A 16952-nucleotide genomic window follows, 5' to 3' on the forward strand; every position below is an offset into this window, starting at 1 on the left:
CGGGACGACTGTAGCCCCATCAGTCCTGGCGGAGGCGCTCGTTCAGGGCTTCGAGGACGGTCGGCGGCACGAGGTGGGAGACGTCGCCTCCCCAGGTCGCGACCTCCTTGACGAGGGAGGAGGAGAGGAAGCTGTAGGTGGGGTTCGTCGGCACGAAGAGCGTCTCCACACCGGACAGGCCGTTGTTCATCTGGGCCATCTGCAGCTCGTAGTCGAAGTCGCTGACGGCGCGCAGGCCCTTGACGATGGCCGGGATGTCACGCTGCTTGCAGTAGTCGACGAGGAGTCCGTGGAAGGCCTCGACCCTCACGTTGCCGTACTCGGCGGTGACCTGACGGATCAGGTCGATCCGCTCGTCGATCTCGAACAGGCCCTTCTTGGACTTGTTGATCATGACCGCGACGTAGACCTCGTCGTACAGACGGGAGGCGCGGGAAATGATGTCGAGGTGTCCGTTGGTGATGGGGTCGAACGACCCGGGACAGACGGCGCGGCGCACTTGTGATCCCTCGCTCTCCGGTCCGGTCATCGTGCGTCTTCGCACGTAGAGGCGGCGCGACCGTACCAAAACGTTCCCTCGCCATAGCGACGGGCCTTGACCGCCTCGTAGCCCTGCGGCCACTTGAATTCTCCGCCTCTGGTGCTGCGCTCCACGGTGACCAGAGCCTCCGGCGCGAGCCAGTGTTCGGTGCGGAGTGTGAGCAGAATCTCCCCAAGATCGTGGTCCGTGACACGGTACGGGGGGTCGAGGAAGGCCAGGTCGTACGGGGCTGCGGGCGCCGACTGGATGATCTGCTCGGCCTTGCCCGCCCTGACCTCCGCGCCAGGGAGGCCGAGGGTTTTGACGTTCTCCCTGATGACGCGGGCGGCCCTCGCGTCGGCCTCGACGAGGAGGGTGTGACTCGCGCCTCGGGAGAGGGCTTCCAGGCCCACGGCTCCCGAGCCGGCGTACAGGTCGAGGACGCGTTCGCCCTGGAGGGGGCCGCCGAGGAGGGACTGCCAGGTGGAGAAGAGGCCCTCGCGTGCGCGGTCGGAGGTGGGACGGGTGCCGTTGCCTGGCGGCACGGCGAGTCGACGTCCGCCGGCTGCACCGGCGATCACGCGGGTCATCTTCGGTTCCTCGGTCGTGGGCGGCTACGGGTTCATTCTCAGCCCTTTTCCAGGTACTGCTCCCTCTCCTCGTCCAGGAGGGCGTCCAGCGCCGTCCGTAGCGCCGGGAGGTCGGTGAGTTCCGGGTCCGCCGCCACGACCGCCGCCGCCTCCTCCCTCGCCTCCGCGATGACGTCCTCGTCCTCGATGACGGCCAGCACCCGCAGGCTGGTGCGGGCGCCCGACTGGGCCTGGCCGAGGACGTCGCCCTCGCGGCGCTGCTCCAGGTCGATGCGGGAGAGCTCGAAGCCGTCCAGGGTCGACGCCACCGCGTTCAGCCGCTGGCGGGCCGCGCTCGCCTCCGGCATCTCGGTGACCAGGAGGCAGAGGCCGGGGGCGGAGCCTCGGCCCACCCGGCCGCGCAGCTGGTGTAGCTGGGAGACGCCGAAGCGGTCGGCGTCCATGATGACCATCGCGGTGGCGTTGGGGACGTTGACACCGACCTCGATGACGGTGGTGGCGACCAGGACGTCGGTGTCGCCGGCGGCGAAGCGGCGCATGACCGCGTCCTTGTCGTCGGGGTGCATGCGTCCGTGCAGGACCTCCACGCGCAGGCCGTGCAGCGGCCCTTTCGCCAGCTGGTCCGCGACGTCCAGGACCGCGAGCGGCGGGCGCTTCTCCGCCTCGTCCTCGGGGGACTTCTTCTTGGCGGACTTCTTCGGGTCGTCCTCCTCGTCGCCGATGCGGGGGCAGACGACGTACGCCTGGTGGCCCTTGCCGACCTCCTCGCGGACCCGCTCCCAGGCGCGGGCCAGGAAGTGGGGTTTGTCGGCGGCGGGGACGACATGGGAGGCGATGGGTGAGCGGCCGGCGGGGAGCTGGTCGAGGACCGAGGTCTCCAGGTCGCCGAAGACCGTCATGGCGACCGTGCGCGGGATGGGGGTGGCCGTCATGACGAGGAGGTGCGGGGGCTGTTTGCCCTTGCCGCGCAGGGCGTCGCGCTGCTCGACGCCGAACCGGTGCTGTTCGTCGACGACGACCAGGCCCAGGTCGTGGAACTGGACCTTGTCCTCGATCAGCGCGTGCGTGCCGATCACGATGCCGGCCTCGCCGGTGGCCAGGTCGAGCATCGCCTGGCGCCGGGCCGCCGTCCCCATGGAGCCGGTCAGCAGCACCACCTTGGTGGCGTGCTCGGAACCGCCCAGCATCCCGCCCTCGGCCAGCTCGCCCATCATCTCCACGACGGAACGGTGGTGCTGCTGGGCCAGCACCTCGGTGGGCGCGAGCATGGCGGCCTGTCCGCCGGCGTCGACGGTGGCGAGCATGGCGCGCAGCGCCACCATCGTCTTGCCCGAACCGACCTCTCCCTGCAGCAGTCGGTGCATCGGGTGTTCGGTGGCCAGGTCGCCGAAGATCTCCTTCGAGACCTTCCGCTGGCCCTCGGTGAGGGTGAAGGGGAGGCGGTCGTCGAAGGCGGTGAGGAGGCCGTCGGGCTTGGGTTTGCGGGCGACGGCGGGGAGTTGGGCGTCGGCGTGCCGGCGGCGGGCCAGGGCGACCTGGAGGACGAAGGCCTCGTCCCACTTGAGGCGGGAGCGGGCGTCGGCGATGTCGGCCTTGGTGTGGGGCTGGTGGATCTTCAGGAGGGCTTCGGGCAGGGTGACCAGGCCGCGCCCCTCACGGAGGGTGGCGGGCAGGGGGTCCAGGGCCTCCTGGGCGCTGGGCAGCACCGTCTGGATCGCCTTGCCGATCTTCCAGGACTCCAGCTTGGCGGTGGCGGGGTAGATGGGGATCAGGGCGCCGGCCCAGGTCTCGACCGTCTCCTCGCTGTCGCCGCGCAGCAACTCGTACGCCGGATGGGCCAGTTGGAGGCGGCGGTTGAAGAGGGAGACCTTGCCCGCGAACATCGCGCGGGTGCCCGGCAGCAGTTCCTTGTGGGGCTTGTGGACGCCGTTGCCGAAGAAGACCAGTTGGAGCCGGCCGCTGCCGTCGGTGATCGTCACCTCCAGGCGCTGGCCCTTGCCGCGGGGGGCCCGCGCGGAGGCGAAGGTGTGCAGCCGGGCGTCGGCGACCATGGCGACCACCGTGACGTGCTCGTCCATCGGCAGGTCGGCGAGGTGGGTGAGCTGGCCGCGCTCCTCGTATCTGCGCGGGTAGTGGTGCAGGAGGTCGCCGACGGTGTGCAGGCCGAGGGACTCGGCCATCACCTTCGCGGTGGGTGGTCCGAGCACCTTCTTCAGTGGTTCTTCCAGTGCGGGCACGAGATCCATTGCACACCACGTCACTGACATCGCCGTATACGTCTGTCGAAACCCCTGGTCAGACGGCTCGTTCCGGCCATAGGATGGCGCGCTCCGGCCATCCCCCGCGGTCACCGCCCCAATCGGGACCGCCCGACCCCGCGCCGACGTGCAGTCCCCCCACCGGCGCTGCGACGATGGACTCCCAGACCTCACAGTCATCCCAGCCGTCTCCGCCACCTCATACGTTCCAGGTCGACCTGCGTGGACTGGTGGACCTGCTCTCCCATCACCTCTACTCCAGTCCACGGGTCTATCTGCGCGAGCTGCTGCAGAACGCCGTGGACGCCATCACCGCCCGGCGCGCCGAGCAGCCCGACGCCCCGGCGCGGGTGCGGCTGTACGCGGAGGCGGGCGCGCTGCGGGTGGAGGACTCCGGCATCGGGCTCACCGAGGCGGACGTGCACAGTCTGCTCGCCACCATCGGGCGCAGTTCCAAGCGCTCCGAGGGGATCGCCGGCGGGATCCAGGAGGTCCGTTCGGACTTCCTCGGGCAGTTCGGCATCGGGCTGCTGGCCTGCTTCGTGGTGGCCGAGCGCATCAGGGTCGTCAGCCGCAGCGCCCGTACCCCGGACGCGGCGCCCGTGGAGTGGACGGCGAGCGACGACGGCTCCTACACCGTACGGACGCTGCCCGACGCGGCCCGGCCCGAACCCGGCACCACCGTGCATCTGATGGCGCGCGCGGGGGCCGCGGAGTGGCTGTCGCCGGAGCGGGTGCTCACGCTGGCGCGGGACTTCGGTTCGCTGCTGCCGTACGACGTCCGGGTGGGCGAGGAGGCGGTCACGGATCTGCCCGCGCCCTGGGACCGTCCCCACCCCTCCCCCGCCACCCGCAGGGTGGCCCTGGCTCGGCACTGTCACGAGCTGTTCGGGTTCACCCCGCTGGACTCGATCGAGCTGAACGTGCCGCTCGCCGGGATCCGGGGGGTGGCGTATGTGCTGCCGTCGGCGGTCAGTCCGGCGCAGCGGGCGACGCACCGGGTGCACCTCAAGGGCATGCTGCTGACCGAGCGGGCCGAACAGCTGCTGCCGGACTGGGCGTTCTTCGTGCGCTGCGTGCTCGACACGGACAGTCTGCGGCCCACAGCCTCGCGCGAGTCGCTGTACGAGGACGAGACGCTGGCGGCCGTGCGGGAGGCGCTCGGCGAACGGATCCGGGCCTGGCTGACCGGGCTCGCGGCCGGTGATCCGGAGCGGCTGGCGGCCTTCCTGTCGGTGCACCACCTGGGCGTGAAGTCCCTGGCGCGGCACGACCGGGAGATGCTGCGGACGATGCTGCCGTGGCTGCCGTTCGAGACGACCGACGGGCGGCTGTCGCTGGAGGAGTTCGCGCAGCGGCACCGGGTGGTGCACTTCACGCGGACGGTGGAGGAGTACCGGCAGGTCGCGCCGATCGCCTCCGCGCAGGGCATCGGCGTGATCAACGGTGGTTACACGTACGACGGCGAGCTGGTCGAGGCCTTGCCGTCGGTGCGGCCGGGGACGGTGGTCGCGGAGCTGGACGCGGACACCGTGACGGCGCATCTGGACGCCGTGGACGCGGCTGAGGAGCTGGCGCTGTCGGGGTTCCTGGCGGCGGCGCGGGCCCGGCTGGACGCGGTGCAATGTGACATAGTACTGCGCGCCTTCCACCCCGTCTCGGTCCCCGCCCTCCACCTCGACGACCGCTCCGCCCGGCATGAACAGGCCCGCGCGGACGCCGAGGAGCAGGCCGACGACCTGTGGGCGGGCATCCTCGGTTCGCTGCGCGGCAGCGCTCCTCGCGCGCGTCTGGTGCTCAACCATCTCAACCCCCTGGTCCGCAGGATCAGTTCGCTGGGTGACGCGGAACTGATCGGCACGGCCACGGAGTCCCTGTACGGGCAGGCCCTGCTGATGGCGCAGCGGCCGCTGAGGCCCGCGGACACCGCCCTGCTGAACCGGGCGTTCATTGGCCTGCTGGAATGGGCCACTCACGGAGAGTCCGCAAACGGAGAGTCCGCACACGGGGAGGACGGCCGCTGATGGCTGGGATCACGGACTTCGACTCCCTGCGCCGGGCGATGGCGGAGAACTCCGAACGGCCGGAGGGGCCCGCGCGCAACGCGCGCGCGGAGCAACTGCTCGCCGAGGCGGAGAAGCTGGGCATCCCGCTCGCCGTCATCGAGGCGCTCGGGCACCAGCTGAAGGTCTACAACTACAGCTCCGAGAAGGACAAGATGTTCGTCCCCTTCGCGCGTCTGCTGCGCATGTGGGACGAGCGGCCCGAGGACTTCGACGAGTACGAGACGCACTCACTGCACTGGGTCTTCAAGTGGATGTCGTCCGGCATGCTCGACCAGCCGCACGTCCCGATCGCCTCGATCGAGAAGTGGCTCGGCGAGATGGAGCACCGCTACCGGCTCGCCGGGCACTCCGAACGGGCCGTGCGCAGCGCCGAGTTCAGCGTGGCCGCGCACGTCGGTGACCTCCCGCGCGCGGAGCGGGCGTACACGGCCTGGCTCGCGGCGGACCGGGACAGCATGGCCGACTGCCACGCCTGCGAGCTGCACGGGCAGGGCTGGTGGCAGGCGGAGCGGGGCCGGGACGCGGAGGCGCTGCTGCTGTGGCGGCCGGTCCTGGAGGGCGAGTTCACGTGCGCGCACGAGCCGCACACGGTGCTCGCGTCCTCGCTGGTGCCGCTGCTGCGGCTGGGCCGCGCGGACGAGGCGCGCGCCAACCATCTGCGGGGCTTCCGGCTGGTGCGGCCCATGGAGAGCATGCGGGGCGCGTACGCGGACCATGTTGAGTTCTGCGCTCTGACCGGGAACGAGGCGCGGGGCCTGGAGCTGCTGGCGGAGCGGCCCGCGTACTTCACGGACACCGGGCAGCCGCGCAGCCGGCTGGACTTCCTGAGCGTGGTGACCCTGCTCATGGACCGGCTCGTCGAGATGGGCCTCGCGGACCGTGAGGTGCCCGGCCCGGCCGGACGGTCCTGGACGGCCCGCGAACTCGCCACGCACGCGAGCACCGAGGCCCTGGCCCTGGCGGCGCGCTTCGACGAGCGCAATGGGACGACGTACGTCAGTGAACGGGCACGCGCGCGTATGGCGCAGAGTCCGCTGGTGGAGCGGCTGCCGCTCGGCGTCCGCGCGGTGCGCCCGGCGCCCGCCGCACCGGTGGCGACGCCGGTCGCGGTGTCCCCGGAGGCGGAGCGGGACCTGCCGGCCCTGCTGACTCAGGCGCGGCGCCTGTCGGACACGCTGCGGCCGAACGCCGTGGAGGCGTGGGCGGCGGTGTCCCGCGCCGCCGAGGGCGTCGACCTGGACGTCCGCGAACGCGCCGAGATCGTCGACCACGAGGCGATGGGCCGGGGGCCCGAGGGCGTCGAGCTCTTCGAGCGGGCCGCCGAGCTGTACGCCGAGGCGGGCGACCCGGGCGAGGCACTGGCGGCACGCACGCGTGCGGCGTACGTACGCGCCCTCACGGGCCGCGTCGACGAGGCCGTCGCCGCGGTCGCCGAGCCCTACGACGAGATCCTCGCCCTGTACGCCGACGAGGCCACGGGCCTGAGGCAGACGGCGTCGGTGCTGATGGGCCGGGCGCGGGTGCTGATGCGCCGGGTGCAGGAGCTGGCCGAGACCGGGGCGGGGGTGAACAGGGAGGACAGGCAGGACGGGGCAGTCAGTGGGGTGCCGGACGAGACCGGCACGGCCCCCTCGCGGGCCCCGTCCGCGGAGGGCGTGCTCGCCGAGGCCGAGCGTGCCGTGCGGGAGTTGCTCGCGCTGGTCGGGGGGTATGCCGGGGACGACGTGCGGATCGCCGCCCGGGAGGCCGAGGGGCTGGCCATGCTCGCGGAGCTGGCGTTGCAGGGCGGGGATCCGGAGGGGGCCGTGGAGTTGTTCACGCGGGCCTCGGACGGGTTCGTGGCGGCCGGGCTGCCGTGGTTCGCGGTCGAGTACGAGGCGCGGCTGGCGGGGTTGTCGCACCACCTGGGCGACATCGCCGGGACGGAGCGGGCGCTGCGGGCAGCGCTGGAGCACGGCGGGACGCAGCTGGAGGCGGTCGGGCGGGCCCAGCTGCATCTCCAGCTCGCCGAGGTCGTCGGCGGCCGGGGACTCGCCGTGGAGGCCGCCGAGCACTCCCTGGAGGCCGCGCACTGGGCCGACGAGGCGGGCGAGGGGCCCACGCTCGGTGCCTGGGCCCGGCATCAGCTGGGCGGCTTCCTGCTGCGGCAGGGACGATTCGCCGAGGCCGCGGAGGTGCTGGAGTCCGCGCTGCCCGACCTGACCGTCGAGACCCACGGCGACGGCGCGGTCGTCCAGGCGCAGTGGTGGCTCGGTGACTGCCTGAGCGAGCTGGGGGAGCACCGGGAGGCGGCCGAACGGCGGCTGCGGGCCGCCGAGATCGCCCGGCACTGGCCCGAGCAGCACGACCACGCCACGCTCGCCCACCTCGCCGCCGAGTCCCTCGGGGCCGCCGGACTGCCCGCCGAGGCCGATCAGGCGTACGCGCGCGCGGGCGAACTGTGGCGCTCGCTCGGCAACATTCACGGCCTGGTCCGCTCCCTGCGCGCGCGTGCGTGGCTCGCGCTGCGCGCGGACGACGGGGCGGACGCGGCACGGGAGTTGATGTCGGCCGCGGTCGGGGAGTGCGAGCGGGTGCTGGGCGCCGGCGAGGCCGAGGAGGAGGCGCGGGAGCGTCTGGTCGCCGAACTGGGCCACACGCACCGCCAGTTCGGGGATCTGCTGGCCCGTTCCGCCGCCGAGGACGCCGACGACGACGCGATCCGGGCCGCGCTGGAGGACGCCCTGGTCCAGGTCGGCGAGGCCGTCGCGGTGTTCGCCTCGCTGGAGGACGAGGACGCCCTGCACAGCCGTACCGGCGCCGAACTCGCCGCGGGCTGGCTGGAGGCCGACCTCGGCCGCCCGGCCGACGCGGCTGCCCGCGCCCGTGCCGTGCTCACGGCGTACGACGGAGCCGGCACCGAGGACGAGACGGTCCGGGACCGCCGCGCGGAGGCCGACCAGTTGCTGCAGGTGACGGAGGAGCAGGCCAGGCCCTAGGTCACTCCACGCCGATCAGCAGCAGCGCGCCCTGGCGGCCGCCGTGGTAGACCACCGTGTCGACGGCGAGATAGGACTCACGCACGCGTGCCTCCAGTCGGGCGGCCACGGACTCCAGGGCCTCGTCGCCGAGGACGAGGGTGACGAGTTCGCCGCCGGCCTGGAGCATGCGGTCCAGGACGGTCTCGGCGGTGGCGGTGACATCGGTGCCGATCACCGCCACGTCCCCGTCGATGAGGCCGAGGACGTCGCCGGCCTGGCAGATGCCGGCCATGGTCCAGGACTGGCGCTCGGCGACGGCGACCTCGGCGTAGCGGGTCGCGCCGGCCGCCGAGGTCATCGACACCACGTCCTCGTCGAAGCGGCGCTCGGGCTCGTGCACGGCGAGCGCCGCGATGCCCTGGACCGCGGACCGCGTGGGGATGAGGGCGACCCGGATGCCCTCGGCGCGGGCCTGCTCGGCCGCCGCGGCCGCGGTGTGCCGCAGATCAGCGTCGTTGGGCAGCAGCACGACCTCACGCGCGTGGGCACGCCGTACGGCGTTCACCAGCTCCCCGCTCGCGGGCGGCTCCCCGGGGCGCGCGAGCACGGGGGTCGCACCGGCCTCGGCGTACAGCCCGGCCAGGCCCTCGCCGGGCACGACGGCCACCACGGCGCGCTGCACCCGCTCCCGGGGCGGCCGCTCGGCACCGGTGGTGTGCACGTCACCGGCCCCGAAGTGGGTGATCCGGATCCGGTACGGCCGCCCGACCTCGACGCCCGCCTCCACGGCGGCGCCCGCGTCGTCCACGTGCACGTGCACGTTCCACAGCCCGTCGCCGCCGACCACGACCAGGGAGTCCCCGAGCGCGTCGAGCCGGTCCCGCAGCCGCGTCACGGCCACGTCCTCGGCCTCCAGGAGGTAGATCACCTCGAAGGCGGGGCCGGCGTCCGCCACCGGGTCGGCGCACTCCTCGACCGCGGTGCCGGAGAGGCCCGAGACGATCTCCGCGCGCGCGTGCAGCGCATCGGAAACGAGGTCGCCGAGTTCGACGTGCGGATGCGCCGCCGCGTCGGACTCCACGTGCGCGTACATCGCGTCCGAGTCCACACGCGTGTGCGCGGCACCCGCATCCGCCCGCCCGTACCCCTCGCCGCCCGGCACCGGCGCTCCCCCCGGCATCTCCCCCGTGAACGTCTCCACCAGCGCGCCCAGTACCGCCACCAGCCCGCGTCCGCCGGCGTCGACCACGCCCGCGCGGCCCAGGACCGCCAGCTGGCCCGGCGTCGCGGCCAGCGCGGTGCACGCGCCCGCGTGGGCGGCCCGGGCGACCGACCCGCAGTCGTCCTCGGCGTCGTCCCCGGCCGCGTCGGCGGCGGCCGAGGCGACCGACAGGACCGTGCCCTCGACGGGGTGCGCGACGGCCTGCCGGGCCGAGTCGGCCGCGTGCCGCAGGGCGAGCCGCAGCCCGTCGCCGTCGGTGTGAGGCGTCTCACCGTCCTCGGCGAGCACCTGCGCCATGCCCCGCAGCAGCTGCGCGAGGATGGTCCCGGAGTTGCCCCGGGCGCCGATCAGCGCCCCGTGCGCCATCGCGCGCACGGCCTCCGCCAGGGTCGGCTTCCCGGCATCCACGCCGGCCTCGTGACCGGCGAAGACGGCCTCGACCGCGGCCGCGGCGGACTCCATGGTCAGATACAGATTGGTGCCGGTGTCCCCGTCGGCCACGGGGTAGACGTTGATCGCGTCGATCTCCTCGCGCGCGCGTCCCAGCGCCTCCAGAGCGAGACCGCACCAGGTGCGCACCGCGAGAGCATCGAGGAATGTCTGCGGCACCCGCGCCACCTGCGCCTCCCTGAGCTGGACTGGACGCAGCGTAGACCCAGGGACGGTCGGTGCCGGAAGAGGGCCGGGGCCGGGGGTGTCAGCAGCCATGGTAGTTTCGTTGTACTGGCGCAGTCGTTGTATGCTGCTCCGGTTGCCCGATCCAGATCGGGCCATTCCCCTGGCAACGCCACTCAGATCTGATCCTGCGATCGCGATCCCGGCATGCCGGGATCCAACCGTAAGTGCATCTGAAGTCTTTGGAGTGACCCGTGGCTGCCAACTGCGACGTCTGCGGCAAGGGGCCGGGCTTCGGCAACAACATCTCGCACTCGCACCGCCGTACGTCCCGTCGCTGGAACCCGAACATCCAGCGCGTCCGTACCGTGGTCGGCGGGACGCCGAAGCGCGTGAACGCTTGCACCTCGTGCATCAAGGCCGGCAAGGTCTCGCGCTGACGCACAGCTAAGCGCGCGGCCACCGCTGGTTCGCTGCACTGAGCCGGTCCACCTCGTGTGGACCGGCTTTTTGCTGTGTCCTGACAAGCTGTACCCATGCGCTTCGGCATCCTGGGCCCCCTGGAGGTACGCACCGACGACGGCACCCCCGTCGACCCCGGCGGCCCCCGCCCCCGCGCCCTGCTCACCCTCCTGCTCCTGGACGCCGGCCACCCCGTCTCCACGCAGCGGCTCACGGACGGCCTGTACGGCGCCGAGCCGCCCGCCGGGGCCGCCAACGCACTGCAGTCCCAGATCTCCCGGCTGCGCCGCCGCCTGGCCCCGCACACGGACGTCGAGGCGGTGCCCGCGGGATACCGCCTCGACGTGCCGCCCGAGTCCGTCGACGCGCACCGTTTCGAACAGCTGGCCGGTCAAGGGCGAGCCGCCCTCGCCGACGGTGACCACAAGGGCGCGGCGGCCCGGCTGCGGGAGGCACTCGCGCTGTGGCGCGGGCCCGCGCTGCCCGACCTGCCGTCCGCGCACGCGGAGGTCGCACGGCTCGAGGAGCTGCGGCTGGCCGCCGTACAGGACCGGATCGAGGCGGACCTGGGGCTCGGTGGCGGTCCCGAGCTCGTGCCGGAGCTACGGGCGCTGCTGCGGGACCATCCGCTGAGCGAGCGGCTGTACGGGCAGCTGATGCGGGCCCTGCACGCGGGCGGACGGCCCGCGGAGGCGCTGACGGTGTACGAGGAGGCCCGGCGCACCCTCGCGGACGAGCTGGGCGCCGACCCGTCGCCGGAGCTGTCCGCGCTGCACCTGGAGCTGCTCCAGGGCACGGAGCCCGAGCGCCGCCGCCTCCCGGTCCAGCTCACCCGTTTCGTCGGCCGCGAGCCCGAACTCGCCCGCATGGCCGCCCTGCTCGCCGAGGCCCGCCTGATCACCCTGACGGGCCCGGGCGGCGCGGGAAAGACCCGTCTGGCGATCGAGGCGGCAGCCACTCTCACGAACCGCACGAGCACCGGTGCCCGCTCCTCCGCCGGCCACCCGTCCCCCTCCCCCGACGTCTGCTTCGTGGAGCTCGCTCCCGTCGCCGACGGGCAGCAGATCCCGTACGCCGTTCTGACCGCCCTCGGGGTGCGTGAGGGGTTTCGCAGCCGGGCGGCCGACAGTACCGACCGGCTGCTGGGGACGCTGGAGAACCGGGAGGTGCTGCTGGTGCTGGACAACTGCGAGCATCTCGTCGAGGACGCCGCCCGGGTCTCCGCCCTGGTGCTCGCCGCCTGCCCGGGCGTCCGTGTCCTCGCCACCAGCCGGGAGTCGCTCGGCATCACCGGCGAGGTCCTGGTCCCCGTACCGCCGTTGCGGCCGGAGCCCGCCGAGCGGCTGTTCCTGGACCGGGCGCGCGCGGTGCGGCCCGGTTTCGACGGCCACGCGCGCGTGCCCGACATCTGTGCCGCCCTCGACGGGCTCCCGCTCGCCATCGAGCTGGCGGCCGCCCGGCTGCGCACCCTCACCCCGGACGAGCTCGCCGAGCGGCTGGACGACCGGTTCCGGCTGCTCTCGCGCGGCGACCGCTCCAAGGCGCCCCGGCATCGCACGCTGCGCGCCGTCGTGGAGTGGAGCTGGGAGCTGCTGGACGAGGAGGAGCGGGAGCTGGCGCGGCGGCTGACGGTGTTCTCCGGCGGCGCCACCCTGGAGGCGGTCGAAGCGGTGTGCGGGCTGCCGTATCCCGAGGACGTGCTGGCCTCGCTGGTCGAGAAGTCGTTCGTGGAGGTGTCCGAGGGGCGCTACCGGATGCTGGAGACGATCCGGGCGTTCGCGGCGGAGAACCTGAGCGCCCCGGGCGCTCTCGCCGACGCGCACGCCGCGTACTTCCTGCGGCTGGCCGAGGAGGCGGAGCCGAACGTCCGGGGTGGTGGTCAACTGCCGTGGCTGGAGCGGCTGTCCGCCGAGCACGACAACCTGGACGCCGCGCTCCGCCACCTCGTACGCCACGGCCCCCGGGACGCCCTGCGGCTGATGGCCGTCCTGTCGTGCTTCTGGCGACTGCGCGGGCTGCACGGCGGACAGGTGGCATCGGCGCGTGAGCTGCTGGCCGCCGTCGGGGACGCGCCGCCTCCGGGGCTGACGGAGGAGTACGTGCTGTGCGCGATCAACGTGCTCCTCGGCGACGGCGAGGACGCGGCCGGCCGCGACGGGCTCGTCGCGCGCGTGGACGCCATCCTGGCCGCGTACGAGGGTCCGCTGCGGCTGCCGTACATCCTCATGCTGTGGTCGCTGGCGGTCGGCCCCCGGCCGGCGAGCAACGACCGGGCCATAGCCCTGGCCGGCGAGGACCCCTGGGCTCGGGCACTGCTGGAGGTGGGCCTGGGTTTCCAGGAGCGGTTCGCGGGCCGGCCGCGGGAGGCCGAGGAGAGCTTCGCCCGGGCGCTGGAGGCGTTCCGGGAGACGGGTGACCGCTGGGGGATGGCCAACTGCCTCGATCCGCTCGGCATGTTCGCCCTGGCGCGCGGGGACGCGCGGCGCGCCCTGGAGCTGATCGACGAGGGACTGGCGTACATGCGGGAGGTGGCGGCCCCCGAGGAGACCGCCGACCTGCTGCGTACCCGGGGCGCCGTGCTGCTGCACCAGGGCGACACGGCCGGTGCCGAGATCCATTTCGGGCAGGCTCTGGCGCTGGCCCGTGACGCCGGTCTGCCCGACAAGATGGCGGGCGCCCGGCGCGGCCTCGGTGACGCGGCCCGGCTGGCCGGGGACCCGGCACGCGCGCGTGAGCAGTACGAAGCCGCTCTGGAGACCTGCGCCGCCAACTGGTTCAGCGTCGGTGAGACCGCACGGATCCTCATCGGGCTCGGCCGCACCGCCGTCGCCGAAGGCCGCGCCGAGGAGGCCCGCGACTGGTTCCGGCAGGCCGCCGAACTCGCGGTCGAGGGCCCCGGCGAACTCGAACTCGCCGAGGTGGCGGAGGCGTTGGCGTCCGTCGCCGGATCGCCCGAACGGGCCGCCGTCCTGCTGGGCGCCGCGACGGGCCTGCGGGGCGCCCCCGACGCGGGCGCCCCGGACGTCGTACGCGCCGAACGGGAGGCCCGCGCCGGGCTGTCGGCGGAGGCCTACGCGGCGGCCTTCGAGCGGGGCCGGAGCCGGCGGTCAGCGGCGGTCAGCGAACGGTAGGCGGACGGTCAGCGGCCCCGCCGAAGCTCACCGCATGACGAAGAACCTCAGCAACCTCAGTGTCCTGGTCTCCGGCGCGAGCGTCGCCGGCCCCGCCGTCGCCCTCGACCTGGCCCGGCTCGGCGCCCGGGTGACCGTCGTCGAGAAGGCACCCGAACTGCGCGGCGGCGGCTTCGCGGTCGACTTCCGCGGCCACGTCCATCGCAAGGTCCTCACCTCCATGGGCATCTGGGACGAGATCCACGCCCGTCAGACCCACATGGGCCGCCAGACCGTCGTCGACGCGGACGGCGCCCCGCGCGTGGACCTGCCCGCGGACATGATGAGCGGCGACGTGGAGATCTTCCGCGGCGAGCTCGCGCGCATCATGTACGAGCGGACGAAGGACGATGTCGAGTACGTCTTCGGGGACTCGATCGCCACCCTCACCGAGGACCCGCAGGGCGTGGACGTCACCTTCGAGCGGGGCGCTCCCCGCCGCTTCGACCTGGTCGTCGGCTCGGACGGACTGCACTCCCACACCCGTCGGCTGGTCTTCGGCGACGAATCCCGCTACCTGCGCTTCTTCGATCACTACGTGGCCGGCTTCGACGTCCCCAACCATCTGGGCCTCGACCGGACCGGCCGGGTCTACAGCGAGCCCGGCCGCGCGGTCGTCGTCGGCAACTACGACGGCGACCCGGACCGTGCCGGCGCGCTGCTGGTCTTCCGGTCCGAGGAACTGCGCTACGACCGCCGGGACGTCACCGCGCAGAAGCGGATCCTCAGGGAGCGTTTCGCCGGGCTGGGCTGGGAGGGGCCGACGATCCTCAAGGCCCTCGAAGAGACCGACGACCTGTACTTCGACGCCATCGCCCAGATCCACGTCGACCGCCTCACCAAGGGACGCGTGGCGCTGCTCGGTGACGCCGGGTACGGGGCGACCATGGGCGGCATGGGCACGGGCGTGGCGATCGTCGGCGCGTATGTCCTCGCCGGTGAACTCGCCCTCGCCGACGGCGACTTCCGCACGGCCTTCGCGGAGTACGAGACCCGGATCCGGGACTTCGCCAAGGGCTGCCAGAAGATCTCCGGGAACGCGGGGCCGTTCTTCGCCCCGGCGACCGAGCGGCGCATCCGCAGCCGGGACCGGATGTACCGGATCCTCGCCTCCCGTCCGCTGGCCCGCTTCTTCAAGCGGATGACCGAGAAGGCGGCCACGGACATCAAGCTGAGGGAGTACCCGTTCTGAGCGCCCAGGCGTGGTCCACGGGCCCGATCCCGCCGCCGAGCGCGAAGCCGGCGGCGACGGCCCCGGTGACGTACTCCTTGGCGGCGGCCACCGCCTCCGGCACGGTCCGCCCCTTCGCGAGCTGCGACGCGATCGCGGAGGCGAGGGTGCAGCCCGTGCCGTGCGTGTGCCGGTTGTCGTGCCGGGGCGCGCGCAGCCAGTGCTCCTCGGTGCCGTCGGTGAGCAGGTCCACGGCGTCACCGGGCAGATGACCGCCCTTGACGAGCACCCATCGCGGTCCGTACGACAGCACGGCCGCCGCGGCCTCCTTGAGCTGTCCCTCCGACTCGACCCGCACACCGGTGAGTTGGGCGACCTCGTCGAGGTTCGGGGTCGCCACGGTCGCGACCGGCAGGAGCCGCCGGCGTACGGACTCCAGCGCGGAGGCGGCCAGCAGCGGGTCCCCGTGCTTGGAGACGCCCACCGGGTCGACGACCGCCGGGGCGTCCGTCCCGGCGATCAACTCGGCCACGGTCTCGACGAGTTCGGCCGAGGCCAGCATCCCGGTCTTGACGGCCTGCACGCCGATGTCGTCGACCACGCTCCGGTACTGCGCCCGCACCGCCTCCACCGGCAGCTCCCAGGCGCCCTGCACACCAAGGGAGTTCTGCGCGGTGACGGCCGTGACGACGCTCATGCCGTGCACGCCGAGCGCGAGCATCGTCTTCAGGTCCGCCTGGATCCCGGCGCCTCCACCGGAGTCCGACCCGGCGACCGTCAGCACCCGGGGCGGGAGGCTCATGACTCGATGTCCCCGAAGTGGTCCCAGCCGCCCTTGCTCGTCCACGGCGCCCCGTCGACCGTCACCTGGGGCAGCGCCGAGGGGTTGAGGACCTCCCCGATCACCTTCCAGCGCGCAGGGAGCTTCACGTCCGGCGGGAAGGTGGCCACGATCGCGTGGTCCTCTCCCCCGGTCAGCACCCACTGCATGGGATCGACACCGACGGCCTGTCCGATGTCGTTCATCTGCGAGGGGATGTCGATCGCGCCGGAGCGGATGTCGATGCGCACCTTGCTGGCCTCGGCGATGTGCCCGAGGTCGGCGATCAGCCCGTCGCTGACGTCGCACATCGCGGTCGCGCCGAGTCCCGCGGCCGCCGGGCCCGCGTGGTACGGCGGCTCGGGGCGCCGATGGGCCTCCACGAAGGCGCGCGGCGAGCGGAAGCCGCGGGAGAGCACCGCGTAGCCGGCCGCCGACCAGCCCAGCCAGCCGGTGACCGCGACGAGGTCGCCGGGCTGGGCGCCGCCCCGGGTGATGGGTTCCTGGTTGCGAAGATCGCCGAGCGCGGTGATCGACACCATGATCGTGTCGCCGCGTACGACATCGCCGCCGACCACGGAGGCACCCGCGACCTGGCACTCGTCGCGGATGCCGTCCATCAGCTCGCTCGGCCAGGTCACCGGCAGTTCGGCGGGCACGACCAGGCCGAGCAGCAGCGCGGTCGGCACGGCGCCCATGGCGGCGATGTCCGCGAGGTTCTGCGCGGCGGCCTTGCGGCCCACGTCGTACGCCGTGGACCAGTCGCGGCGAAAGTGCCGGCCCTCCAGGAGGATGTCGGTCGAGGCCACCACCCGTCGGTCGGGCGCGGCGACCACCGCGGCGTCGTCGCCGGGGCCGACCCGGACCGCCGGGGTGGTGGTGAGACGGGAGGTGAGCTCCCTGATGAGCCCGAACTCCCCGAGCTCACCAACAGTGCCCTTCATTGCCCTTGCTCCCCTTCTGTCCCTTGCCGTTCCCGGTCGCGCGTCATCAGTGTCCTCGATACGGTCGAGGTGTCCGTCAACCTGTGTCGTGCCCACACCCCGGCGCGTGAGCCACGGCCTTCGCGGGTCTCCCCGCGGCGCGCGGCGACGCGAT

General features: G+C 73.2%; 11 protein-coding genes. 5 read left to right on the forward strand and 6 right to left on the reverse strand.

What is annotated here, in order from left to right; genetic code table 11:
- Positions 1-19: 19 nt before the first annotated feature.
- From coaD to recG, 3 genes are read right to left on the reverse strand one after another with little or no spacing between them, the layout of a single operon-like run.
- A complete protein-coding gene (gene coaD, locus ABZZ74_RS35265; RefSeq protein WP_356772047.1) occupies positions 20-499 on the reverse strand; it encodes a pantetheine-phosphate adenylyltransferase in 480 nt (159 codons plus the stop codon).
- Between the two features lie 26 nt (positions 500-525).
- On the reverse strand, positions 526-1110 hold the full coding sequence (gene rsmD / locus ABZZ74_RS35270; protein ID WP_356772049.1) for a 16S rRNA (guanine(966)-N(2))-methyltransferase RsmD: 585 nt from the start codon (positions 1108-1110) through the stop codon (positions 526-528).
- A gap of 38 nt (positions 1111-1148) precedes the next feature.
- Positions 1149-3356, reverse strand: a complete 2208-nt coding sequence (recG, locus tag ABZZ74_RS35275) for an ATP-dependent DNA helicase RecG (protein WP_356772051.1) — start codon at positions 3354-3356, stop codon at positions 1149-1151.
- A gap of 167 nt (positions 3357-3523) precedes the next feature.
- Between recG and ABZZ74_RS35280 the strand changes: the two genes are divergently transcribed.
- Together ABZZ74_RS35280 and ABZZ74_RS35285 are read left to right on the forward strand one after the other, a co-directional pair.
- Positions 3524-5392: an HSP90 family protein gene (locus tag ABZZ74_RS35280; RefSeq protein ID WP_356772053.1), complete on the forward strand. Its 1869-nt coding sequence runs from the start codon at positions 3524-3526 to the stop codon at positions 5390-5392.
- Positions 5392-8412 carry a tetratricopeptide repeat protein gene (locus ABZZ74_RS35285; protein WP_356772055.1) on the forward strand — a complete coding sequence of 1007 codons (3021 nt, stop codon included), beginning with the start codon at positions 5392-5394 and terminating at the stop codon, positions 8410-8412. The genes ABZZ74_RS35280 and ABZZ74_RS35285 overlap by 1 nt, the downstream gene beginning before the upstream one ends.
- A gap of 1 nt (position 8413) precedes the next feature.
- On the opposite strand, the gene ABZZ74_RS35290 is transcribed toward ABZZ74_RS35285, so the two are convergent.
- Positions 8414-10234 (reverse strand): DAK2 domain-containing protein, encoded by a 1821-nt coding sequence (locus ABZZ74_RS35290; protein ID WP_356772057.1) that lies wholly within the window; start codon positions 10232-10234, stop codon positions 8414-8416.
- Between the two features lie 251 nt (positions 10235-10485).
- Here ABZZ74_RS35290 and rpmB point away from each other — a divergent pair, with 251 nt between their 5' ends.
- The 3 genes from rpmB (at position 10486) to ABZZ74_RS35305 (ending at position 15055) form a co-directional block, all read left to right on the forward strand.
- A complete protein-coding gene (gene rpmB, locus ABZZ74_RS35295; protein ID WP_003993230.1) occupies positions 10486-10671 on the forward strand; it encodes a 50S ribosomal protein L28 in 186 nt (61 codons plus the stop codon).
- 96 nt (positions 10672-10767) lie between these two features.
- Entirely contained in the window at positions 10768-13824 is a 3057-nt protein-coding gene (locus ABZZ74_RS35300; protein WP_356772059.1) for a BTAD domain-containing putative transcriptional regulator, read from the forward strand.
- 34 nt (positions 13825-13858) lie between these two features.
- Complete coding sequence (locus ABZZ74_RS35305) at positions 13859-15055, forward strand: FAD-dependent monooxygenase (RefSeq protein ID WP_356772061.1); 1197 nt, start codon at positions 13859-13861, stop codon at positions 15053-15055.
- Here the strand turns inward: ABZZ74_RS35305 and thiD are convergent.
- Positions 15030-15836 (reverse strand): bifunctional hydroxymethylpyrimidine kinase/phosphomethylpyrimidine kinase, encoded by an 807-nt coding sequence (thiD, locus tag ABZZ74_RS35310; protein ID WP_356772063.1) that lies wholly within the window; start codon positions 15834-15836, stop codon positions 15030-15032. The genes ABZZ74_RS35305 and thiD overlap by 26 nt on opposite strands.
- Positions 15833-16798 (reverse strand): thiamine-phosphate kinase, encoded by a 966-nt coding sequence (locus ABZZ74_RS35315; protein ID WP_133046760.1) that lies wholly within the window; start codon positions 16796-16798, stop codon positions 15833-15835. The genes thiD and ABZZ74_RS35315 overlap by 4 nt, the downstream gene beginning before the upstream one ends.
- Between the last annotated feature and the right edge of the window lie 154 nt (positions 16799-16952).

It is taken from the genome of Streptomyces sp. NPDC006476 (genome assembly GCF_040612015.1).
Lineage (GTDB): Bacteria > Actinomycetota > Actinomycetes > Streptomycetales > Streptomycetaceae > Streptomyces > Streptomyces griseorubiginosus_B.